The sequence below is a fragment of the Pseudomonas sp. DWP2-2 genome, assembly GCF_049897065.1.
Taxonomy (GTDB): Bacteria; Pseudomonadota; Gammaproteobacteria; order Pseudomonadales; family Pseudomonadaceae; genus Aquipseudomonas; species Aquipseudomonas paracarnis.
In genome coordinates this window covers 120233-143127 of record NZ_JAFCVN010000014.1, presented here as the reverse complement: position 1 = coordinate 143127, position 22895 = coordinate 120233, and the positions used below count along the sequence as shown (strand labels likewise).

Here is a 22895-nt window from a genome sequence, read left to right as displayed (position 1 = left end):
CAGCGATCGTTCCCACGCTCTGCGATCGTTCCCACGCTCTGCGTGGGAATGCAGTCCGGGACGCTCTGCGCCCAAAGCGTGACGCGGAGCGTCACAAGAGGCATTGCCACGCGGAGCGTGGGAACGATCAGCGGTGTGGGTTATTTATCGCGAATCGAGAAATTCGCCATATGCTCCAGGCCCTTGATCAGCGCCGAGTGGTCCCAGTTGCCGCCGCCAATTGCCGTGCAGGTGCTGAACACTTGCTGGGTGCCGGCGGTGTTCGGCAGGTTGATCCCCAGTTCCTTGGCACCGGCCAGCGCCAGGTTCAGGTCCTTCTGGTGCAGGTTGATACGGAAGCCCGGATCGAAGGTGCCCTTGATCATGCGCTCGCCGTGCACTTCCAGGATCTTGGACGATGCAAAGCCACCCATCAGCGCTTCACGCACTTTGGCCGGGTCGGCGCCGTTTTTGGAGGCGAACAACAACGCTTCGGCCACCGCCTGGATGTTCAGGGCAACGATGATCTGGTTGGCCACCTTGGCGGTCTGGCCATCGCCATTGCCGCCTACCAGGGTGATGTTTTTGCCCATGCTCTGGAACAGCGGCAACGCGCGTTCGAACGTCTGCGGTTCGCCACCGACCATAATGCTCAAGGTGCCGGCCTTGGCACCGACTTCACCACCGGACACCGGGGCGTCCAGGTACTGCGCGCCGGCCTGGTTGACCTTGGCGGCGAATGCTTTGGTGGCAGTAGGGGAGATCGAACTCATGTCGATCACCACCTTGTTCGGCGACAGGCCCGCAGCCACGCCGTCGGCGCGAAACAGCACGTCATCGACTTGTGGGGTGTCGGGCACCATGACGATGATGAACTCGGCTTCCTGGGCCACTTGTTGCGGGTTGGCCAGCGCCACGGCGCCGGCGCTGATCAGTTCAGCCGGAGCCTTGCCGTGATGTTCGGAGAGAAACAGTTGATGGCCTGCTTTCTGCAGGTTGGCGGCCATGGGTTGGCCCATGATGCCGGTGCCGATAAATCCGATTTTAGCCATGTTCAAAATCCTCTTTTCATGTGGGAGCTGGCTTGCCTGCGATGGCATCACCCCCGTATGCCTGATACACCGAGGTGTCCGCATCGCAGGCAAGCCAGCTCCCACATTGTTTTGTGTTGTGTCAGTTGTCAGATGGCGTTGTGGGTTTTGAGCCAACCCAAACCCGCCTCGGTAGTGGTCAACGGCTTGTACTCACAGCCGACCCAACCCGCGTAACCGATGCGGTCCAGATGCTCGAACAGGAAGCGGTAGTTGATCTCACCCGTACCTGGTTCGTTGCGCCCAGGGTTGTCCGCCAGCTGAATGTGATTGATCTCGCCCAGGTGCGCCGCCATGGTCCGCGCCAGGTCGCCTTCCATGATTTGCATGTGGTAGATGTCGTATTGCAGGAACAGATTGGCGCTGCCCACTTGCTCGCGAATCGACAGGGCCTGCGCCGTGTTGTTGAGGTAGAAGCCGGGAATGTCGCGGGTGTTGATCATCTCCATCACCAGCTTGATACCCGCCGCTTGCAGCTTCTCGGCGGCGTACTTGAGGTTGGCGACAAAGGTCTTTTCCACGGTCTCGTCATCGACGCCTTGTGGCCGGATTCCCGCCAGGCAATTGACCTGGGTGTTGCCCAAGACCTGGGCATAGGCGATTGCCAGTTTGACCCCGGCACGGAACTCCTCGACCCGGTCCGGGTGGCAAGCCAGGCCGCGCTCGCCCTTTGCCCAGTCACCGGCAGGCAGGTTGAACAACACCTGGGTCAGGCCGTTGGCGTCCAGCTGCGCCTTGATGTCGGCAGAGCTGAACTCATACGGGAAGAGGTACTCCACGCCCTGGAAGCCGGCATCGGCAGCCGCTTTGAAGCGGGCAAGGAAATCCTGTTCGGTAAACAGCATGGACAGGTTGGCAGCAAAGCGTGGCATAGGGTTCTCCTTAATCGAGCAGGGAAATGGCAGTCGGCGCGTCGTTGCCGACCAGGGCCAGGTCTTCGAATTCATTGACAGCGTTGATCTCGGTGCCCATGGAAATATTGGTCACCCGCTCCAGAATAATCTCAACGATCACCGGCACCTTGAATTCTTCGATCATCTCTTGGGCGCGGCGCAAGGCCGGTTGGATCTGGCCTGGCTCGAACACACGCAGGGCCTTGCAGCCCAAGCCCTCGGCAACCGCCACATGGTCGACGCCATAGCCGTTGAGTTCGGGGGCGTTGAGGTTGTCGAAGGACAGCTGCACACAGTAGTCCATCTCGAACCCACGCTGGGCCTGGCGGATCAGGCCCAGGTATGAGTTGTTCACTACCACATGGATGTACGGCAGCTTGAACTGTGCGCCCACCGCCAGTTCTTCGATCATGAACTGGAAGTCATAGTCGCCCGACAAGGCCACCACTTTGCGGCTCGGGTCGGCCTTGACCACGCCCAGCGCCGCGGGAATGGTCCAGCCCAGTGGGCCAGCCTGGCCGCAGTTGATCCAGTGGCGTGGCTTGTACACATGCAAGAATTGCGCGCCGGCAATCTGCGACAGGCCGATGGTGCTGACGTAGCAGGTGTCTTTGCCGAACACCTGGTTCATCTCTTCGTAAACGCGTTGCGGCTTGACCGGCACGTTGTCGAAGTGAGTCTTGCGGTGCAGGGTGGCCTTGCGTTGTTGGCAGTCATGCAACCAGGCACTGCGGTCCTTGAGCTTGCCGGCGGCTTTCCACTCGCGGGCCACTTCAATGAACATCGTCAGCGCGGAGCCGGCGTCGGAAACGATGCCCAGGTCCGGCGTGAACACGCGGCCAATCTGGGTCGGCTCGATGTCGACGTGAATGAATTTACGGCCTTCGGTGTACACCTCTACCGAGCCGGTGTGACGGTTGGCCCAGCGGTTGCCGATGCCCAACACCACGTCTGACTTGAGCATCGTCGCGTTGCCGTAGCGGTGCGAGGTTTGCAGGCCGACCATGCCCACCATCAGCGGGTGGTCGTCCGCAATGGTGCCCCAGCCCATCAGGGTCGGGATCACCGGGATGCCGGTCAGCTCAGCGAACTCCACCAGCAGCTCGCTGGCGTCGGCGTTGATCACGCCGCCACCGCTCACCAGCAATGGGCGTTCGGCTGCGTCGAGCAGAGCCAGGGCTTTTTCCACTTGCACACGGGTCGCCAGCGGCTTGGCCAGAGGCAGCGGCTGGTAGGCGTCGATGTCGAATTCGATCTCGGCCATCTGTACGTCGAACGGCAGGTCGATCAACACCGGGCCGGGGCGGCCGGAGCGCATTTCATAGAAGGCTTTCTGGAACGCGTAGGGCACTTGGCCGGGTTCCAGCACCGTGGTTGCCCACTTGGTCACCGGCTTGACGATGCTGGTGATGTCCACGGCCTGGAAGTCTTCCTTGTGCATCCGGGCGCGGGGGGCTTGGCCGGTAATGCACAGGATCGGGATCGAGTCGGCCGAGGCGCTGTACAGGCCGGTGACCATATCGGTACCCGCCGGGCCCGACGTGCCGATGCACACGCCGATGTTGCCGGCCTTGGTACGGGTGTAGCCCTCGGCCATGTGCGAGGCGCCTTCAACGTGGCGAGCAAGGACGTGATCGATGCCACCCACCTTCTGCAAGGCCGAATACAGCGGGTTGATCGCGGCGCCTGGGATACCGAAGGCGGTATCCACACCTTCACGGCGCATCACCAGGACGGCGGCTTCGATTGCTCTCATTTTGCTCATGGTTTTGGTGCCTCTTGCGTTTTGTAATTGTATACAAGTGGTGTCTGTCCAAAGTGTATTCACGGCGAGCGGCGTTGGTCAATGCCTTTCGTAAACTGACCTTTGCGTTCGTCGGAAGCGCTTTTTTCGACGTGTGGAGCCTTTGTTGGAAAATATTGTATACAAAAATAAACATCATTGTGTTCTATTTGTGTGATCGAGCATCTGATCAAACAGACCTCACCGCTTTACCCATAACAAGATAAGGACGGCACCCATGAGCGCTTTAACCTTGAAACTCGCCACCCAACTGGCCACCCAGGCCCTTACTGCAGGCCGCACCATTTCGGCTGCGCCACTGACCATCGCCGTGCTCGACAGCGGCGGCCACCTGGTCACCCTGCAACGCGAAGACGGCGCCAGCCTGCTACGCCCGCAAATCGCCATCGGCAAGGCCTGGGGCGCCATTGCCCTGGGCAAGGGTTCACGTTTGCTGGCGCTGGACGCCCAACAGCGCCCGGCGTTTATCGCGGCGTTGAACAGCCTGGGGCAGGGCAGCGTCGTGCCGGCGCCGGGTGGGGTGTTGATTCGGGATCAGAGCGGCATGGTGCTGGGCGCGATCGGGATCAGCGGGGACACGTCCGATATTGACGAGCAGTGTGCGATCACGGCGATAGAAGGAGTGGGGTTGATGGCGGATGCGGGGGTGTCGGCTTGAATCGTTCTGACTGTGAGTAAGATATCGCAGGCAAGCCAGCTCCCACATTAGCGGTGTTCACAAATTCAACTGTGTGAGTGCAATCAGTGTGGGAGCTGGCTTGCCTGCGATGCAGTCGACTCGGTCTCCAGTCAAATCCAAATGGCATCCCACAGCGGATAGTCACCAAACTTCTTTACCAGCCCGGCCCTGAGTGGATTGGCTACGATGTAACGTGCAATCCCCTCAAGGCTTTCCTCTCGACGCACGGCATAGTCATGAAAGCCCGGTTGCCAGAGGCGACCTTGACGGCCAGCCACCGCATTCACCACTCGGGTGCTCTTGGATTTAACTTGTCGCATCAAGTCGGCAAGTGAACCTTTCTCCAGAGAAACAAGCCAATGGAAATGGTCAGGCATTACCACCCAGGCCAATGATGTTGCGAGCCCTTTATATTGGGCGATCCTGAATTGTTGTACGACCAGGCGGCCGAGTCTGAAGTCGCTGAAGATAGGCTCGCGTTCAAGGGTGTTGGTGGTGAGCAGGTAAATGCGGTTGGACTCGTTATAGCGGCCGATGCGCAGGCGTTTTGAAGCAGGTAAATCAGGCATTCCGTGGCCTCTCTTCAGATGGTGTTCTGAGAGGCTAGACTGAGGCGTGAAGGCTGATCGGCGGGCTTTTAGCAGGATGTGTCTGGATGGGCGCTATCGCGGGCAAGCCCGCTCCCACAGGGGATTGTGACCATTTTACATTTCGTGTCCGGCGCAAATCCGTGTGGGAGCTGGCTTGCCTGCGATAGCCTCGCCGCGGTCTATCAATCCGGCTCACACCCCTTGAGCACCAACCGAATAATCGTCTGCGCCGCCGCCTCATAATCGGCCTCATCCAGCTTGGCCTTGCCAGTCACCGCCGAGATCTGCCAGTCGAAATCGGCATAGGTCTGGGTGGCTGCCCAGATGCTGAACATAAGGTGGTTGGGGTCAATCGCGGCGATCAGGCCACGGTCAACCCAGCTCTGGATGCAGTCGATATTGTGCTTGGCCTGAGCGTTGAGCTGCTCAACCTGGTCGGCGCTCAGGTGTGGGGCGCCGTGCATGATTTCGCTGGCGAACACCTTGGAGGCGAACGGCAGGTCGCGGGAGATGCGGATTTTGGAGCGGATATAGTTGCTCAATACTTCCTTGGGCTCGCCTTCGGGGTTGAACGGCGTGGAGGCGGCCAGGATCGGCTCGATAATGCTTTCGAGCACCTCGCGGTAAAGGTTGTCCTTGGATTTGAAGTAGTAATAGACGTTGGGCTTGGGCAGCCCGGCCTTGGCGGCGATGTCGCTGGTTTTGGTCGCGGCGAAGCCCTTGTCGGCAAACTCCTCGCTCGCCGCCCGCAGGATTTTTTCTTTGTTGCGCTCGCGAATGCTGCTCATAAACCAGACGTTTCCTTGCCATGACAGGCGGTTGCGCATGGTAGCACCGGCCATCCGCAAGCCTCAACAATCTGCCCGCAAGGCCTTGCGCCGCGCTATGCTCGCGCCATCTCTCTCTAACGGAAGTCCGGTTCATGGCAGGAAGCAGCTTGTTGGTGTTGATTGACGATATCGCGGCGGTACTCGATGACGTCGCGCTGATGACAAAAATGGCCGCCAAGAAGACATCGGGCGTGCTGGGCGATGACCTTGCACTGAACGCCCAGCAGGTCTCCGGCGTGCGCGCCGAGCGAGAAATCCCGGTGGTGTGGGCGGTGGCCAAGGGCTCGTTTATCAACAAGCTGATCCTGGTGCCGACGGCCCTGTTGATCAGCGCCTTTGCACCCTGGGCGGTGATACCACTGTTGATGCTTGGCGGTGCCTATCTGTGTTTCGAGGGCTTCGAAAAGCTCGCGCACAAATTCCTGCACAGCAAGGCTGAAGATCAAGCCGAACACGCACAGTTGGCTGAAGCGGTGGCCGACCCGGCAACCGATCTGGTGGCGTTCGAGAAAGACAAGATCAAGGGCGCGATCCGTACCGACTTCATTCTGTCCGCCGAAATCATTGCCATCACCCTCGGCATCGTCGCCGACGCGCAGCTCACGCAGCAGGTGATCGTGCTGTCGGGTATCGCCATTGTCATGACCATCGGCGTATATGGATTGGTGGCCGGTATCGTCAAGCTCGACGACCTGGGGCTGTGGCTGACGCAGAAGCCTGGCCAGGTGGCGCGCAGTATTGGTGGCGCGATCCTGAGCGCGGCCCCCTACATGATGAAGAGCCTGTCAGTGATTGGCACGGCGGCGATGTTCATGGTTGGTGGCGGTATCCTCACCCATGGCGTGCCCGTGGTGCATCACTGGATCGAAACCGTGAGCCAGAGCACCGGCGCGTTGGCGTGGCTGATGCCAACGCTGCTCAATGCGGTGGCGGGGATCATTGCCGGCGCTGTCGTCCTGGCAGTGGTCAGCGTGGCAGGTAAAGGTTGGAAAGCACTGCGAGGGTGAAACCGCAGGCATAAAAAAGGCCATTCAATCGAATGGCCTTTTTTTATCGCTGCTGTTTACTCGGCGATCTGCAACTTGCGCGATTCGGTGTAGATATACCGCACCTTCTCATACTCGAACGGCGAGTTCATCTGGCCGTAGCGGAAGCTGGTCTGGTAGCGCTTGTCGACGGCGCGCAGGGCCCAGACTTCCGGATGGTTGGAGCTGACTTCAGACACGTTGAGGAAGTTGATCTGCGATTCGGCGCTGTAGTCCACCAGCAGGCCGCCGGTATCACGCAGGTTCGACGGCCCGAAAATCGGCAGCATCAGGTAGGCGCCACCCGGTACACCGTAGAAGCCCAGGGTCTGGCCGAAGTCTTCGCTCTGGCGCGGCAGGCCCATGGCGGTGGCCGGGTCCCACAGGCCCGCGATGCCAATGGTGGTGTTGACCAGCAGGCGCCCGGTGGTTTCCAGCGAGCGGTGGCCCTTGAGCTGCAACAAGCTGTTCATCAGGTTGGGCACATCGCCCAGGTTGTTGAAGAAGTTGCTCACGCCGGTGCGCAGAAAGCTCGGCGTAACATAGCGGTAACCGTTCACCACCGGCAGGAACACCCACTGGTCGAAGCGATAGTTGAAGTGGTACACGCGGCGGTTCCACGACTCCAGTGGGTCGTAGACGTTGAGCGCGGTGAGCGTGGAACGCTCGAATTCGCGCTGGTCCAAGCCTGGGTTGAACTTGAGCTTGGTCAGCGGCTCCTTGAAGCCGTCGGCATCGACCTTGACGGGTTCTTGGGCCTTGCTGTTGTCGGCATTGGCCACGCCTGCGCACATCAGTGCGGCGAGCAGCAGAAGATATTTAGCCACGGAAGAACTCCAGCATGGCGTCGGCGTTGACGCGGTAATTGAGGTTGCCGCAGTGGCCGCCCAGCGGGTAGACGGTCAAGCGATCGCCGAAAGTTTTACGCAGGAAGCCCAGGTCGCCAGGGCCGAGGATCACGTCGTCGGCGTTATGCATCACGGCGATTTTCGGGCTGTCGCGCAGGTAGTCCTTGAGGGCGTAGAGGCTGACCTGGTCGATCAGTTGCAGCAGGCTGCCGCCATCGGAACGCGCGCGCCACATCGGGATCACTTGTTCGGTGAGGTAGCAGTCGAAGTCACACTGCAGGGCGCGTTTGAGGAACGGCGTGAGGCTGGTGCCTTCGGTAATCGGGTACTTGGGCGGAATAATCAGGCCACGTCGGTTGATCAAGTCCGAAGTGAAGGCAATGTCGGCGGCCGAGAAGCGGAACGAGGTGCCGATCAGCATGGCCATCTGTTCGTTGGTCAGGTGCTGCTTGGACTGCTGGAAGTCATAAAGCAGGGCATCGTTGAGGTCGATGTAGCCTTTTTGCTGGAAGTAACGCGTCAGTTTGCTCAGCACCAACTCATAGAAGGTGGTGCTGTTGTTGATGCCCTTGACCTCGGTCTGTACCAGCTTGTCGAGGTTGGTGATCGAGGTGTAGAGGTTGACCGGCGGGTTGAGCAGCAGCACTTTCTTGAAGTTGAAGCTGCGGCGGGTCTCATCCAGCTTGCTGACAAACGCCGCATCCAGGGCGCCCAGGCTGTAGCCGGTGAGGTAGAAATCGGTCACTGGCAACGAGGCGTTCTGCGCGCGTACGGCTTGCATCACGCGGTACATGTCTTCGGCGTCTTCCTGGGTGATGCCCGGGGTGGCGAAGCGCGAAGCGGCGCTGATGAAGTCGAAGCTGGTCGGCGAAGACAGCTGCACCACATGGTAGCCGGCCTGGTAATACAGCTTTTTCAGGTATTCGTTGATGCTGCTGTCAAAGCGTGCACCGGTGCCGGCGATCAGGAAGATCAAAGGCGCGGCGCGGTCCTGCTTGGCAATGCGGTAGGTGAGTTTCTTCACCGCCCAGAAATTGTCCGGCAGGCTGAACTCGCGCTCGGGGCGCATCGTCAGGGTGTAGTCGGACTGGGTGATCTCGTCATCGGTCGGCAGGGTTGGCCGCAGATCGGGAGGTGTGGTGGCGATGGTCGCTTCGAACGGGTTGGTCAAAGGGTAGCCATAGCTGGCTTGGTCGATATCGACGGCCAGTGCTGACGCACTCAAAAATAGGCTGCCCAGCAAGGCAGCACAGCGCAAGGAACGGAGCATGACTTAATCCCTAAGAGGAACGGGCTGAATGAAGTTCGCAGGCTATGACCACCGCCTTGTCACCGAAGTGCCAGCACTCGGCACGAAAAGTCGGAAAAAACGTCGGAATCGGGGTAATAGTAGCGAGACGATACACTTTGCCATGCTTTGTTGAACAGATATCTGTGCGAACACCTTGCTAACGGCCGCCGTGGGATTAAGCTGGGCGCCGTTTTTGCCTATCGGAGTGCCCCATGTCCCGTCGTTTGCCGTTGATCCTGCTGCTTATTGCCCTGCCGTTATGGCTGGCCGCCAGTTATGCCGCACGCTATGGCTTCATGGAGGATGGGCAATGGGTTGGCATCTGCGCTGATGAGGCCAGCCGCTGGGAATGCCAGGTGCGTTCGAACCTGGGTTTGATGATTCATTTCAAGCTGCTGGGGTGGGCGGCGTTGATCACTTCGGTGCTGGGCTTTTTTGTACCGGGGCGTGCGGGGTGGGCGTTGGCGGTGGTGGGGTTGGTGTTCGGGTTGCCGGCGCTGGCGCTGTACAACACGACGTTTGCGGTGTTTGCGGTGGTGATTGCGGGGTTGCGGTTGGTCAGGAAGCCTCGCGGCGCCTGATGTGGCCTCATCGCAGGCAAGCCAGCTCCCACAGTTGATTGTGTTCACACATTTCTATCTGTGAGCACGGTCAAATGTGGGAGCTGGCTTGCCTGCGATAGCGGTGTTACGCCTTGCGCACTCGCAAGCAACGCCACAAAGCCGCAACCATTAGCACGCTGACCACTGCCCAACCCCAGGCCTGCTGATTCAACAGCCCTTCACGGTACAACTGCGGCGCAACGCCGGCACCGATGATAAAGGCCAGCAACGCAATCTCCCGACGTGGCCCGGTCACCGGGCGTATCAGGTACACCAGGGCCGGCAACACCAGCGCTGCGCTTGGAAAGCTGCGATAGCGCGGGTCAAACACCAGCGCCAGCATCATCACCGCACCGGCAAACCCGGCGATTGCCATCAACCAGCCGGCGCGCTGCTCCAGCCAGTTGAACCCGCGCTCACGCCAGCCTTGCCGGGCGCTGAGGGCCAGGGCGGCATGAGCCAGCACCAGCAGGTTCAAGACCACCAGCAAGCCTGCCCATAGCCATTCATCGTTGAAACGCGCGGTAACGCGGGTCAGTTCGGCCCAACTGCCGATGGAGCACGCTGCGACGGCCCCTAGCAACGGCAGTATTAACGCAGAGCGAGTGCTGCGAACGCGGCCGCCGAGCACCAGGGTGCCCAGCAGGATGAGCCCGCCGACGCCCAGCCACAGCCGCCAGTACGGCACATTGGTCACCGGGCCGGCGAGGATACCTTTGTCCTGACGGTCTGCATCGAACAGCCCCCAGTAACCACCCACAGCCCCTTCACTCGCACGTTTCCATGGCTGGTCAAAGGCTTCGATCAGGTTGTAGCGCCAGCCATTGGCTTCGGCCATGGCCACGAAGCCGCGCATGAACCTGGCCTCATTGACCCGGCTGGGCACGGCGGTTTCGCGCTGCCGACCTTCGCTGGGCCAGCCGGTTTCGCCGATCACGATGTCCTTGGGCGCGAATTTATGGCCGAAGGTCTGGCGCACATCGCCCACGTGCTTGAGCGCCTGGTCGATGCCGGACGGCTCATCTTCCCAATACGGCAACAGGTGAATGGTCAGGAAGTCCACCGCAGGCTCGATTTCCGGGTGTTGCAACCAGAACTCCCAGACATCGGCATAGGTGACGGGCTGCTTGATCTGGCTTTTAACCTGATGGATCAGCGCCACCAGTTGCTTGGCGGTGACTTCCTTGCGCAGCAGGGCTTCGTTGCCGACGATCACCGAGGTCACCACGTCCGGGCTGGCGTTGGCCGCCGCGATCAACTCGTTGATCTCTTTTTCGGTCGCCACGGGGTCGCTGCTGACCCAGGCCCCGGCCATCACTTTCAACCCATGCTTGCGCGCCATGTCCGGCAGGGCCTCCAGGCCGGTCATGGAGTAGGTGCGAATGCATTCAAAGCGCGTAGCCAGTAGCGCGAGGTCGGCGTCCATGCGCTCGGGGCGCAACGCGAACGGTTGATCGAATGGGGATTGGTCTTTGTCGAACGGTGTGTAGGACGCACATTGCAGCTTATGGCTGGCGCTGGCGACGTCTGGCAACACCACGGGCCGGCCGAGGCCGTACCAGTAGCCGACAAGGGCAAGCACGCCGAGGATCAAGGCGAAGAAATAGGGCAGGGCAGGGAAGCGGGCAGTCGCGGGCATGGTCGGCTTATCTGGGGGAGCAAAGGCGCGCATCTTACCCGGATTTGCCGCAGCCCTGTGGGGCTGCATAATTTTGACATGCAAACTTCGGGCGGGATTCTGGCGATAACGCCTACAAAGCATCCTGCTGGCGATGTGATGTCGTTTCCTGCTCAACCAAGGTCGCTGACAGAGCAGGGCAAATGCCTACGCAGGTTGAAGATAAAACTGTCAGTACTCCACTGATGCCTCAGCAACCGGATCGATGCGCGTGAAGGGGGCGCGGTGCACCCTATAACAACAGTTTGACGTCGCTCGGCATCCGTCGGGCGCAGCACTTTCGGGGAAGTACTATGAAGATGCGACGACTCTTGGGCGCAGCTGCCACTCTGGTAGTTGCGATGGGCTCCACACTGGCCAGTGCCGACAGCAAGACCCTGAGCATCGGCTACGTGGACGGCTGGTCCGACAGCGTGGCCACTACGCATGTGGCGGCAGAGGTGATCAAGCAAAAGCTCGGCTATGACGTAAAACTGCAAGCGGTTGCCACCGGGATCATGTGGCAGGGCGTCGCCACCGGCAAACTCGATGCCATGCTTTCCGCCTGGCTACCTGTAACCCACGGTGAATACTGGACCAAGAACAAGGACAAGGTGGTCGACTACGGCCCCAACTTCAAAGACGCCAAGATCGGCCTGATCGTGCCTGAATACGTCAAGGCCAAGTCCATTGAAGACCTCAAGACCGATACCACCTTCAAAAACAAGATCGTCGGCATCGACGCCGGTTCGGGCGTAATGCTCAAGACCGACGAAGCCATCAAGCAATATGGCCTGGACTACAAACTGCAAGCCAGCTCGGGTGCGGCGATGATTGCCGAACTGACCCGCGCCGAAGACAAGCAGGAGTCGATTGCGGTCACCGGTTGGGTGCCGCACTGGATGTTCGCCAAGTGGAAACTGCGTTTCCTGGACGACCCAAAAGGGATTTATGGTGCTGCTGAAACCGTCAACAGCATCGGCAGCAAGGGCCTGGAGAAGAAAGCGCCGGAAGTCGCAGCCTTCCTGAAGAAATTCCAGTGGGCCTCCAAGGATGAAATCGGTGAAGTCATGCTGGCGATTCAAGAAGGCGCCAAGCCGGACGCCGCGGCCAAGGACTGGGTAGCCAAGCACCCCGAGCGCGTCGCCGAATGGACTGCTAAATAACCCCGCCCCAATTGTAGGAGCGAGCTTGCTCGCGAAGAACGCACAGGCACCGCGATCATCCAGAATGAACGCGTTATCGTTGACGTTTTTCGCGAGCAAGCTCGCTCCTACACTTTTTACAAATCCTCGCTAAGCTCGATCTACTACTAAGGTCGTCTGGAACCCATTGCGCAGCCGCATACAGTGGATACGTTCCAAAATAATAAAAAGCTGTGCTGCGAGGATAAAAACAATGAACGACAGCATTTACCTCTCGATTCAAAACAGCCCGCGTTTCAAGGAGCTGGTCAGGAAAAGGGAAAGGTTCGCCTGGATTCTCTCGGCGATCATGCTAGGGCTTTACTCCGCTTTCATCCTGTTGATTGCCTACGGGCCACAAGTGCTGGGGGCCAAGATCAGCCCTGGTTCCTCGATTACCTGGGGCATTCCCCTGGGCGTCGGGCTGATTGTGTCGGCCTTCATTCTCACCGGCATCTACGTGCGTCGGGCCAACGGCGAATTTGACGACCTGAACAATGCGATTCTCAAGGAGGCTGCGCAATGATCCGGCGTCTATTGGCTCTATTCGGTGCTTCGCTGTTGGCTCCGGCCGTTTGGGCGGCGGACGCATTGACCGGTGAAGTGCACAAGCAACCGCTGAACATCTCGGCCATTGTGATGTTCGTCGCGTTTGTCGGCGCCACCCTGTGCATCACTTATTGGGCGTCCAAGCGCAACAAGTCGGCGGCGGACTACTATGCGGCGGGCGGCAAGATCACCGGTTTCCAGAACGGTCTGGCGATTGCCGGTGACTACATGTCGGCGGCGTCCTTCCTGGGGATTTCCGCGCTGGTGTTCACCTCCGGTTACGACGGCTTGATCTACTCGATCGGCTTCCTTGTGGGCTGGCCGATCATTCTGTTCCTGATCGCCGAGCGCTTGCGTAACCTGGGCAAATACACCTTTGCCGACGTGGCGTCCTATCGCCTGGGGCAAACCCAGATCCGCAGCCTGTCGGCGTGTGGCTCGCTGGTGGTGGTGGCGTTCTACCTGATCGCGCAGATGGTTGGCGCGGGCAAGCTGATCCAGCTGCTGTTTGGCCTTGATTACCATGTGGCGGTGATCCTGGTGGGTATCCTGATGTGCATGTACGTGCTGTTCGGCGGCATGTTGGCGACCACCTGGGTGCAGATCATCAAGGCGGTGCTGTTGCTGTCCGGTGCCTCGTTCATGGCGCTGATGGTGATGAAGCACGTCAACTTCGACTTCAACATGCTGTTCTCCGAGGCGATCAAGGTTCATCCCAAAGGTGAAGCGATCATGAGCCCCGGCGGCCTGGTGAAAGACCCGATCTCGGCATTCTCCCTGGGCCTGGCACTGATGTTCGGTACCGCTGGCCTGCCGCACATCCTGATGCGCTTCTTCACGGTAAGCGACGCCAAGGAAGCGCGTAAGAGCGTGCTGTACGCAACCGGCTTCATCGGCTACTTCTATATCCTGACCTTCATCATCGGTTTCGGCGCGATCCTTTTGGTCAGCACCAACCCGGCGTTCAAGGATGCAGCAGGCGCCTTGCTCGGTGGTAACAACATGGCGGCGGTGCACCTGGCCAACGCGGTGGGTGGCAGTATCTTCCTGGGCTTCATCTCGGCCGTGGCGTTTGCCACCATCCTGGCGGTGGTTGCCGGCTTGACCCTGGCGGGTGCTTCGGCGGTGTCCCATGACCTGTATGCCAGCGTGATCAAGAAAGGCAAAGCCAACGAGAAAGATGAGATTCGCGTGTCGAAGATCACCACCGTAGCCTTGGGTGTATTGGCCATCGGCCTGGGTATCCTGTTCGAAAGCCAGAACATTGCGTTCATGGTCGGCCTGGCGTTCTCCATCGCTGCCAGCTGTAACTTCCCGGTGCTGCTGCTTTCCATGTACTGGAAAAACCTCACCACCCGCGGCGCCATGATTGGCGGCTGGCTGGGCTTGATCAGCGCCGTGGGCTTGATGATCCTCGGCCCGACCATCTGGGTGTCGATCCTGCACCATGAAAAGGCGATCTTCCCGTACGAGTACCCGGCGCTGTTCTCGATGATCATTGCGTTCGTCGGCATCTGGTTCTTCTCCATCACCGACAAGTCGGCGGCGGCAGAGAAAGAGCGTGCGCTGTACTTCCCGCAGTTCGTGCGTTCGCAGACTGGCCTGGGGGCGAGTGGGGCAGTTAATCACTAAGTCGTCAGCTGCATAAGAGATACCCCGGTCGCAAGGCCGGGGTATTTTTTTGCTTGGCTTTTTTGTGTCGCCTGGGCTGGCCTCATCGCGGGCGAGCCCGGCTCCCACGCTGGGCCGTGTCCTTTTGTTGGAATGCGGTCCAATGTGGGAGCTGGCTTGCCTGCGATGACGGTAGATCAGGCCACACCAACAAAAACGGCCTCCACTAAGGGAGGCCGTTCTCAATGCAGCTAAGCAGTTGAATGCTTACTTGCGGTCTTCCAGCTTGGTGATGTCACGCGACTCGTAGCCGGTGTACAGCTGGCGCGGGCGGCCAATCTTGTACGGGCTGGAGAGCATTTCTTTCCAGTGGGAGATCCAGCCCACGGTCCGCGCCAGGGCGAAGATCACGGTGAACATGCTGGTTGGAATGCCGATCGCCTTGAGGATGATCCCCGAGTAGAAGTCGACGTTCGGGTACAGCGAGCGTTCGATGAAGTACGGGTCGGTCAGGGCGATCTCTTCCAGGCGCATGGCCAGTTCGAGTTGCGGATCGTTCTTGATGCCCAGTTCCTTCAACACTTCGTCGCAGGTCTGCTTCATGACGGTAGCGCGCGGGTCGCGGTTTTTGTAGACCCGGTGACCGAAGCCCATCAACTTGAACGGATCGTTCTTGTCCTTGGCCTTGGCGATGAAGGTGTCGATGTTGGACACATCGCCGATTTCATCGAGCATGGTCAATACGGCTTCGTTCGCACCGCCGTGGGCAGGGCCCCACAGTGCGGCGATACCGGCGGCAATACAGGCGAACGGGTTGGCACCCGAAGAGCCCGCCAGGCGCACGGTAGAGGTGGAAGCGTTCTGCTCGTGGTCGGCGTGGAGGATGAAGATCCGGTCCATGGCCTTGGCGAGCACCGGGCTGATCGGTTTGATCTCGCACGGGGTGTTGAACATCATGTGCAGGAAGTTTTCCGCGTACGTCAGGTCGTTGCGCGGGTACATCATGGGTTGGCCCATGGAGTACTTGTAAACCATTGCGGCCAGGGTAGGCATCTTGGCAACCAGGCGGATCGCGGAAATTTCGCGATGCTGCGGGTTATTGATGTCCAGGGAGTCGTGATAGAAGGCCGACAGGGCGCCTACTACACCGCACATGACGGCCATCGGGTGGGCGTCGCGACGGAAGCCGTTGAAGAAGGTCTTCAACTGCTCGTGAACCATGGTGTGGTTCTTCACGGTGCTGACGAACTGGGCTTTCTGCTCGGCTGTTGGCAATTCGCCATTTAGCAGCAGGTAGCAGGTTTCCAGGTAGTCCGACTTTTCAGCCAGTTGCTCGATCGGGTAGCCGCGATGAAGCAGAATGCCATTGTCACCATCGATATAGGTGATCTTCGACTCGCAGGAAGCGGTCGACATGAAGCCTGGGTCGAAAGTAAAACGGCCCGTGGCCGTCAGGCCCCGTACGTCGATAACATCGGGACCAACGGTGCCGGTTAAAATGGGCAGCTCGACGGGGGCTGCGCCCTCGATGATCAACTGCGCTTTTTTGTCAGCCATGTGGCCTCCTATTTATGCTTCAAATCATCAGACAGACCCCCCACGCAGGGCCCGCACCACTATATTGATATAAATCCAGATGTCAATTTGCCTAAAGTCTTGCGCCAGAAGGCTTTAACCGTACTTTTTCGTCGAAATTGACTGCCATTTACGCCTTTTATCCCGCCAGCGCAATCAGCTATTAGGGTGAGGTGTGCGCGTTGTCATTAGTAACCTAACTGTCTATACTCGGCCACCGACCGCCAAGGGCTTTTGGGCTTGCTTTCATTGGGGGTCGCACTCCCTGGGTGGTGCTTACCTGACCAGTCGCACTCCCCAACAACTTTGCCCTGATTGTTAGGGGCTCTTCAGTGTGAAAAAAAGCCGTGAATAGCCAACGACCTGTAAACCTAGACCTAAGGACCATCAAACTCCCCATCACCGGCGTTACGTCGTTCCTGCACCGTGTTTCCGGCATCATCCTGTTCCTGGGCTTGGGCATCATGCTTTATGCATTGAGCAAATCCCTGGGTTCCGAGGAAGGATACGCCGAGGTGAAGGCATGCTTGACCAGCCCGCTGGCCAAGTTCGTAGCATGGGGCCTCCTGTCCTCTCTTCTGTATCACCTGGTAGCCGGTGTGCGCCACTTGATCATGGACATGGGCATCGGTGAGACGCTGGAAGGCGGCCGCCTGGGCTCGAAAATCATCGTCGCCATTTCCGTGGTGCTGATCGTTCTGGCAGGAGTTTGGATATGGTAACCAGCGTAACGAATCTGTCGCGTTCGGGCCTCTATGACTGGATGGCACAGCGTGTGTCTGCGGTCGTTCTCGCGGCTTATTTCATTTTCCTGATCGGATACCTCGTCGCAAACCCGGGCATCGGCTATGAGCAATGGCACGGCCTGTTTTCCCACAATGCGATGCGAATCTTCAGTCTGCTGGCCCTTGTAGCCCTGGGCGCTCACGCCTGGGTTGGCATGTGGACCATCGCGACTGACTACCTGACGCCGATGGCGCTGGGCAAGTCCGCGACTGCAGTACGTTTCCTCTTCCAGGCAGTATGCGGCGTTGCGATGTTCGCTTACTTCGTCTGGGGTGTGCAGATTCTTTGGGGTATCTGATTCATGGCTAACATTCCAACTATTTCATTCGACGCCATCATTATTGGTGGCGGCGGTGCGGGCATGCGCGCTGCGCTGCAGCTGGCTCAGGGCGGTCATAAGACTGCCGTGATCACCAAGGTGTTCCCGACGCGCTCGCACACCGTATCGGCCCAGGGTGGCATCACATGCGCCATCGCCTCCGCCGACCCGAACGATGACTGGCGCTGGCACATGTACGATACCGTCAAGGGTTCCGACTACATCGGTGACCAGGACGCTATCGAATACATGTGTCAGGAAGGCCCGGCCGCGGTGTTCGAGCTGGACCACATGGGTCTGCCGTTCTCCCGTACCGAGCAAGGCCGTATCTACCAGCGTCCATTCGGCGGCCAGTCGAAGGACTACGGTAAAGGCGGGCAGGCTGCCCGTACCTGCGCTGCGTCCGACCGTACCGGTCACGCGCTGCTGCACACCCTTTATCAGGGCAACCTGAAAGCCGGTACCACGTTCCTGAACGAGTACTACGCGGTAGACCTGGTCAAGAACGCACAAGGCGAGTTCGTCGGTGTGATCGCCATCTGCATCGAAACCGGTGAAACCACCTACATCCGCGCCAAGGCTACTGTGCTGGCGACCGGTGGTGCAGGTCGTATCTACGCATCGACCACCAATGCCCTGATCAACACCGGTGACGGCGTCGGCATGGCTCTGCGTGCTGGCGTACCGGTACAAGACATCGAAATGTGGCAGTTCCACCCGACCGGCATCGCCGGCGCCGGTGTACTGGTGACCGAAGGTTGCCGTGGTGAAGGTGGTTACCTGATCAACAAGCACGGCGAGCGTTTCATGGAGCGTTATGCTCCGAACGCCAAAGACTTGGCGGGTCGTGACGTTGTGGCTCGTTCGATGGTTAAAGAGATCATCGCCGGTAACGGCTGTGGCCCGAATGGCGACCACGTACTGCTCAAGCTCGATCACCTGGGCGAAGAAGTGCTGCACAGCCGCCTGCCTGGTATCTGCGAGCTGTCCAAGACCTTTGCCCACGTTGACCCGGTAGTTGCTCCGGTTCCGGTGGTTCCAACTTGCCACTATATGATGGGCGGCGTGCCGACCAACATTCATGGCCAGGCAATCACCCAGAACGCCGAAGGCGAAGACGAGATCATCCATGGTCTGTTCGCGGTGGGCGAAGTGGCTTGCGTATCGGTTCACGGCGCCAACCGCCTGGGCGGCAACTCGCTGCTCGACTTGGTGGTATTCGGTCGCGCGGCCGGCCTGCACCTGGAAAAAGCGCTGACTGACGGCATCGAATACGATGACGCCACCGACGCCAACATCGAAGCTGCCCTGGCGCGTCTGAACGCTCTCAACGAGCGCACTGATGGCGAAGATGTAGCAACCCTGCGTCGCGAGCTGCAAAGCTGCATGCAGAACTACTTCGGTGTGTTCCGTACCGGCGAATACATGCAGAAGGGCATCGCCCAGTTGGCTGACCTGCGCAAGCGCATCGCCAACGTCAAGATCAACGATAAGAGCCAGGCGTTCAACACCGCTCGTATCGAAGCCCTTGAACTGCAAAACCTGCTGGAAGTGGCTGAAGCGACGGCGATCGCCGCCGAGGTTCGTAAAGAATCCCGTGGTGCTCACGCTCGTGAAGACTTCGAAGATCGCGACGACGAAAACTGGTTGTGCCACACCCTGTACTTCCCGGGTGACAAGCGCGTAACCAAGCGTGCCGTGAACTTCTCGCCGAAGACGGTACCGACGTTTGAACCGAAGATTCGGACTTACTAAGGGTGGCTGCCATGTTGAAAGTCAGTGTTTATCGCTACAACCCTGATCAGGACGCTGCGCCGTTCATGCAGGAATTCCAGGTCGATACCGGTGGTAAAGACCTGATGGTGCTGGATGTACTGGCACTGATCAAAGAGCAGGACGAGGGTTTCTCCTATCGTCGCTCTTGCCGTGAAGGTGTGTGCGGTTCCGACGGCATGAACATCAACGGCAAAAACGGCCTGGCGTGCATCACGCCGCTGTCCGCCGTGGTCAAAGGCAACAAGCTGATCGTTCGTCCGCTGCCAGGTTTGCCGGTTATCCGTGACCTGGTCGTCGATATGAGCATCTTCTACAAGCAATACGAGAAAGTTAAGCCGTTCCTGCAGAACGACACGCCGGCTCCGGCCATCGAGCGTCTGCAGTCCCCGGAAGAACGTGAAAAGCTCGATGGCCTGTACGAGTGCATCCTGTGCGCTTGCTGCTCGACATCCTGCCCGTCCTTCTGGTGGAACCCGGACAAGTTCCTGGGTCCAGCTGCGCTGCTGCAAGCCTACCGCTTCCTGGCAGACAGCCGCGACACCAAGACGTCCGAGCGTCTGGCTTCGCTGGATGACCCGTTCAGCGTATTCCGCTGCCGCGGGATCATGAACTGCGTCAACGTATGTCCTAAAGGCCTGAACCCGACTAAGGCCATTGGTCACATCCGTAACATGCTGCTGCAGAGCGGCGTGTAACTGACGTTGTAGTAAAAGCAGGACCGTTGTGCCCGTAAATGCTACGGCGCAGGCTTCAACCGGCGCCGTAGTTTTAACTTGAGCAGCGACTTACAAAGCCGCGGCTCTTATTTTGAAGAAATGAGACAAGCAGGGGCATTCGGGTTGGTACCCGAACTATCAGCGTGATCCTAAGTGGCTTGTTTTGGTCGCTGCACTTGGCCTTTTGCAAGCAGACTCGGTGTTTTCGCCGGTGGTGTCCCCAAATCGAGGGTGACCAAGCATGCAAGAAAGCGTGATGCAGCGCATGTGGAACAGCGGCTATCTTTCAGGTGGTAACGCTGCCTATGTGGAAGAGCTTTATGAGCTCTACCTGCACGACCCTAACGCTGTGCCAGAAGAATGGCGCACCAAATTTCAGACGTTGTCTTCAGACGGCAACGCTGCCACCGATGTATCGCACGCAACAATTCGCGATCAGTTCGTGCTGCTGGCAAAGAACCAGCGCCGCGCCCAACCGGTTTCCGCCGGCAGCGTGAGCAGTGAGCACGAGAAGAAGCAAGTTGAAGTACTGCGACTGATCCAGGCCTACCGTATGCGTGGCCACCAGGCAGCCCAGCTTGACCCGCTGGGGCTGTGGCAGCGTCCTGCACCTGCAGACCTGTCGATCAATCATTACGGCTTGACCAATGCCGATCTTGATACGACCTTCCGTGCCGGCGACCTGTTCATCGGCAAAGAGGAAGCGAGCCTACGCGAAATTCACGAAGCGTTGCAGCAGACATATTGCCGCACCATCGGCGCTGAATTCACGCACATCACTGATTCCGAGCAGCGCCAGTGGTTCCAGCACCGCCTGGAAGGCGTGCGTGGCCGTCCGGTATTGTCCGCCGATGTGCGCGGCCACCTGCTGGAGCGTGTGACCGCGGCCGAAGGTCTCGAAAAATACCTGGGCACCAAATACCCAGGCACCAAGCGTTTCGGCCTGGAAGGCGGCGAAAGCCTGATTCCGATGCTCGACGAGTTGATCCAGCGTTCCGGTTCCTATGGCACCAAGGAAATCGTGATCGGCATGGCTCACCGTGGTCGCCTGAACGTGTTGGTCAACACCTTCGGCAAGAACCCGCGTGAGCTGTTCGACGAGTTCGAAGGCAAGAAGAAGGTCGAGTTGGGTTCCGGTGACGTTAAATACCACCAGGGCTTCTCGTCCAACGTGATGACCACCGGCGGTGAAGTTCACCTGGCCATGGCATTCAACCCCTCCCACCTGGAAATCGTTTCGCCAGTGGTCGAGGGTTCTGTACGTGCACGCCAGGATCGTCGTAACGACGCCACCGGTGAGAAGGTTCTGCCGATTTCCATCCACGGTGACGCGGCATTCGCCGGTCAAGGCGTGGTCCTGGAAACGTTCCAGATGTCGCAGACTCGCGGCTTCAAGACCGGCGGTACCGTTCACATCGTCATCAACAACCAGGTGGGCTTCACCATCAGCAACCCGTTGGATGCGCGCTCCACCGAGTACGCTACCGACGTTGCCAAGATGATTCAGGCGCCGATCCTCCATGTGAATGGCGATGATCCGGAAGCCGTGCTGTTCGTGACCCAACTGGCTGTCGACTACCGCATGCAGTTCAAGCGTGACGTGGTCATCGACCTGGTTTGCTACCGCCGTCGCGGTCACAACGAAGCGGATGAGCCAAGCGGCACCCAGCCGTTGATGTACCAGCAGATCACCAAGCAGCGCACCACCCGTGAGCTGTACGCCGAAAGCCTGACCAAGGCCGGCGTGGTTGACGATGCGCGTGTTCAGGCGAAAGTCGACGAATACCGCAACGCGCTGGACAACGGCCTGCATGTAGTGAAAAGCCTGGTCAAGGAGCCGAACAAAGAGCTGTTCGTCGACTGGCGTCCGTACCTGGGCCACACCTGGACTGCACGTCACGATACATCCTTCGATTTGAAGACGTTGCAGGAACTGTCCGCCAAGCTGCTGGAAATTCCCGAAGGCTTCGTCGTACAGCGCCAGGTTGCGAAGATCTACGAAGACCGTCAGAAGATGCAAGCTGGCGGCCTGCCGATCAACTGGGGTTACGCCGAAACCATGGCGTACGCGACCCTGGCGTTCGAAGGTCACCCGATCCGCATGACCGGCCAGGACATCGGCCGCGGTACGTTCTCGCACCGTCATGCTGTATTGCACAACCAGAAAGACGCGGGCACCTACATCCCGTTGCAGAACCTGTACGAAGGCCAGCCACGTTTCGACCTGTACGATTCGTTCCTATCCGAAGAAGCCGTACTGGCGTTCGAATACGGTTACTCGACCACCACGCCGAACGCGCTGGTGATCTGGGAAGCCCAGTTCGGCGACTTCGCCAACGGTGCCCAGGTGGTTATCGACCAGTTCATCACCAGCGGCGAGCACAAGTGGGGCCGTCTGTGCGGTCTGACCATGCTGCTGCCACACGGTTATGAAGGTCAGGGCCCGGAGCACTCCTCGGCCCGTCTGGAGCGTTACCTGCAACTGTGCGCCGAGCACAACATTCAGGTGTGCGTGCCGACGACCCCGGCCCAGATCTACCACTTGCTGCGCCGCCAGGTGATCCGTCCGCTGCGCAAGCCGCTGGTGGTGCTGACGCCGAAGTCGCTGTTGCGTCACAAACTGGCCGTTTCGACCCTGGAAGATCTGGCCCAAGGTTCGTTCCAGACCGTGATTCCAGAGATCGATACGCTGGACGCCGCCAAGGTCACTCGCCTGATCCTGTGCAGCGGCAAGGTCTACTACGATCTGCTGGAAAAACGCCGTGCCGAAGGCCGCGAAGACATCGCCATCGTGCGTATCGAGCAGCTTTATCCGTTCCCGGAAGATGACCTCATGGAGATCATCGCGCCTTACACCAACCTCACGAACGTAGTGTGGTGTCAGGAAGAACCGATGAACCAGGGCGCCTGGTACAGCAGCCAGCATCATCTGCGTCGCAGCATCGGCAACCACAACAAGGCCTTGGTCCTTGAGTACGCCGGTCGTGATGCTTCTGCTGCACCTGCCTGTGGTTATGCGTCGATGCACGCCGAGCAGCAGGAAAAACTGCTGCAAGATGCTTTCACTGTTTAACGCCTTCGCGCTGACTG

20 protein-coding genes are annotated in these 22895 nt (G+C 59.2%); 11 read left to right on the top strand and 9 right to left on the bottom strand.

All coding sequences use genetic code 11. The features are described 5' to 3' along the window. Nucleotides 1-140 precede the first annotated feature (140 nt). The 3 genes from ACP7CZ_RS23945 to gcl all read right to left on the bottom strand — a co-directional run bounded on the left by ACP7CZ_RS23945 (nucleotide 141) and on the right by gcl (nucleotide 3728). Nucleotides 141-1079 (bottom strand): 2-hydroxy-3-oxopropionate reductase, encoded by a 939-nt coding sequence (locus ACP7CZ_RS23945; RefSeq protein ID WP_405647657.1) that lies wholly within the window; start codon nucleotides 1077-1079, stop codon nucleotides 141-143. An 80-nt stretch (nucleotides 1080-1159) separates the two neighbouring features. Continuing rightward, nucleotides 1160-1942 carry a hydroxypyruvate isomerase gene (gene hyi, locus ACP7CZ_RS23940; protein WP_014717718.1) on the bottom strand — a complete coding sequence of 261 codons (783 nt, stop codon included), beginning with the start codon at nucleotides 1940-1942 and terminating at the stop codon, nucleotides 1160-1162. 10 nt (nucleotides 1943-1952) lie between these two features. Beyond that, nucleotides 1953-3728 carry a glyoxylate carboligase gene (gene gcl / locus ACP7CZ_RS23935; protein ID WP_200648836.1) on the bottom strand — a complete coding sequence of 592 codons (1776 nt, stop codon included), beginning with the start codon at nucleotides 3726-3728 and terminating at the stop codon, nucleotides 1953-1955. Nucleotides 3729-3984: 256 nt separating this feature from the next. On the opposite strand from gcl, the gene ACP7CZ_RS23930 reads away from it, so the two are divergent. After that, nucleotides 3985-4425: a GlcG/HbpS family heme-binding protein gene (locus ACP7CZ_RS23930; protein WP_020302584.1), complete on the top strand. Its 441-nt coding sequence runs from the start codon at nucleotides 3985-3987 to the stop codon at nucleotides 4423-4425. 131 nt (nucleotides 4426-4556) lie between these two features. Here the strand turns inward: ACP7CZ_RS23930 and ACP7CZ_RS23925 are convergent, their stop codons facing one another. Both ACP7CZ_RS23925 and ACP7CZ_RS23920 read right to left on the bottom strand, forming a co-directional pair. Beyond that, entirely contained in the window at nucleotides 4557-5015 is a 459-nt protein-coding gene (locus ACP7CZ_RS23925) for an REP-associated tyrosine transposase (RefSeq protein ID WP_198790737.1), read from the bottom strand. Between the two features lie 203 nt (nucleotides 5016-5218). Next, nucleotides 5219-5824 carry a TetR/AcrR family transcriptional regulator gene (locus tag ACP7CZ_RS23920; protein WP_032897537.1) on the bottom strand — a complete coding sequence of 202 codons (606 nt, stop codon included), beginning with the start codon at nucleotides 5822-5824 and terminating at the stop codon, nucleotides 5219-5221. Between the two features lie 134 nt (nucleotides 5825-5958). Here ACP7CZ_RS23920 and ACP7CZ_RS23915 point away from each other — a divergent pair, with 134 nt between their 5' ends. After that, the gene (locus tag ACP7CZ_RS23915; RefSeq protein WP_034127188.1) at nucleotides 5959-6873 is read left to right on the top strand and encodes a DUF808 domain-containing protein; all 915 of its coding nucleotides are present in this window, start codon (nucleotides 5959-5961) and stop codon (nucleotides 6871-6873) included. 56 nt (nucleotides 6874-6929) lie between these two features. Here ACP7CZ_RS23915 and ACP7CZ_RS23910 read toward each other — a convergent pair whose 3' ends face one another. Next, nucleotides 6930-7718 (bottom strand): MlaA family lipoprotein, encoded by a 789-nt coding sequence (locus ACP7CZ_RS23910; RefSeq protein ID WP_003189993.1) that lies wholly within the window; start codon nucleotides 7716-7718, stop codon nucleotides 6930-6932. Then, on the bottom strand, nucleotides 7711-9009 hold the full coding sequence (locus tag ACP7CZ_RS23905; protein WP_032892643.1) for a serine/threonine protein kinase: 1299 nt from the start codon (nucleotides 9007-9009) through the stop codon (nucleotides 7711-7713). Before ACP7CZ_RS23905 ends, ACP7CZ_RS23910 begins: the two co-directional genes overlap by 8 nt. A 233-nt stretch (nucleotides 9010-9242) precedes the next feature. On the opposite strand from ACP7CZ_RS23905, the gene ACP7CZ_RS23900 reads away from it, so the two are divergent. Beyond that, nucleotides 9243-9611 (top strand): hypothetical protein, encoded by a 369-nt coding sequence (locus ACP7CZ_RS23900; RefSeq protein ID WP_014717724.1) that lies wholly within the window; start codon nucleotides 9243-9245, stop codon nucleotides 9609-9611. Between the two features lie 106 nt (nucleotides 9612-9717). Here the strand turns inward: ACP7CZ_RS23900 and ACP7CZ_RS23895 are convergent, their stop codons facing one another. Beyond that, nucleotides 9718-11271 (bottom strand): glycosyl hydrolase family 17 protein, encoded by a 1554-nt coding sequence (locus ACP7CZ_RS23895; RefSeq protein WP_034127189.1) that lies wholly within the window; start codon nucleotides 11269-11271, stop codon nucleotides 9718-9720. 332 nt (nucleotides 11272-11603) lie between these two features. Here ACP7CZ_RS23895 and ACP7CZ_RS23890 point away from each other — a divergent pair, with 332 nt between their 5' ends. The 3 genes from ACP7CZ_RS23890 (at nucleotide 11604) to ACP7CZ_RS23880 (ending at nucleotide 14654) form a co-directional block, all read left to right on the top strand. Further along, the gene (locus ACP7CZ_RS23890; protein ID WP_003233255.1) at nucleotides 11604-12455 is read left to right on the top strand and encodes a glycine betaine ABC transporter substrate-binding protein; all 852 of its coding nucleotides are present in this window, start codon (nucleotides 11604-11606) and stop codon (nucleotides 12453-12455) included. 232 nt (nucleotides 12456-12687) lie between these two features. After that, the gene (locus tag ACP7CZ_RS23885; RefSeq protein ID WP_003190001.1) at nucleotides 12688-12999 is read left to right on the top strand and encodes a DUF485 domain-containing protein; all 312 of its coding nucleotides are present in this window, start codon (nucleotides 12688-12690) and stop codon (nucleotides 12997-12999) included. Beyond that, nucleotides 12996-14654 (top strand): cation acetate symporter, encoded by a 1659-nt coding sequence (locus ACP7CZ_RS23880; RefSeq protein ID WP_003190002.1) that lies wholly within the window; start codon nucleotides 12996-12998, stop codon nucleotides 14652-14654. Before ACP7CZ_RS23885 ends, ACP7CZ_RS23880 begins: the two co-directional genes overlap by 4 nt. 246 nt (nucleotides 14655-14900) lie before the next feature. Here the strand turns inward: ACP7CZ_RS23880 and gltA are convergent, their stop codons facing one another. Next, nucleotides 14901-16190 (bottom strand): citrate synthase, encoded by a 1290-nt coding sequence (gene gltA / locus ACP7CZ_RS23875; RefSeq protein WP_014717728.1) that lies wholly within the window; start codon nucleotides 16188-16190, stop codon nucleotides 14901-14903. A 365-nt stretch (nucleotides 16191-16555) separates the two neighbouring features. On the opposite strand from gltA, the gene sdhC reads away from it, so the two are divergent. The 5 genes from sdhC to ACP7CZ_RS23850 all read left to right on the top strand — a co-directional run bounded on the left by sdhC (nucleotide 16556) and on the right by ACP7CZ_RS23850 (nucleotide 22878). Further along, a complete protein-coding gene (gene sdhC, locus ACP7CZ_RS23870; RefSeq protein WP_014717729.1) occupies nucleotides 16556-16930 on the top strand; it encodes a succinate dehydrogenase, cytochrome b556 subunit in 375 nt (124 codons plus the stop codon). Next, nucleotides 16924-17292: a succinate dehydrogenase, hydrophobic membrane anchor protein gene (gene sdhD, locus ACP7CZ_RS23865; protein ID WP_003172805.1), complete on the top strand. Its 369-nt coding sequence runs from the start codon at nucleotides 16924-16926 to the stop codon at nucleotides 17290-17292. The genes sdhC and sdhD overlap by 7 nt, the downstream gene beginning before the upstream one ends. Before the next feature lie 3 nt (nucleotides 17293-17295). Then, nucleotides 17296-19068, top strand: a complete 1773-nt coding sequence (gene sdhA / locus ACP7CZ_RS23860) for a succinate dehydrogenase flavoprotein subunit (RefSeq protein WP_010211741.1) — start codon at nucleotides 17296-17298, stop codon at nucleotides 19066-19068. 11 nt (nucleotides 19069-19079) lie between these two features. Next, nucleotides 19080-19784 carry a succinate dehydrogenase iron-sulfur subunit gene (locus ACP7CZ_RS23855; protein ID WP_003172807.1) on the top strand — a complete coding sequence of 235 codons (705 nt, stop codon included), beginning with the start codon at nucleotides 19080-19082 and terminating at the stop codon, nucleotides 19782-19784. A gap of 262 nt (nucleotides 19785-20046) precedes the next feature. Continuing rightward, nucleotides 20047-22878 carry a 2-oxoglutarate dehydrogenase E1 component gene (locus tag ACP7CZ_RS23850; protein WP_034127191.1) on the top strand — a complete coding sequence of 944 codons (2832 nt, stop codon included), beginning with the start codon at nucleotides 20047-20049 and terminating at the stop codon, nucleotides 22876-22878. Nucleotides 22879-22895 lie beyond the last annotated feature (17 nt).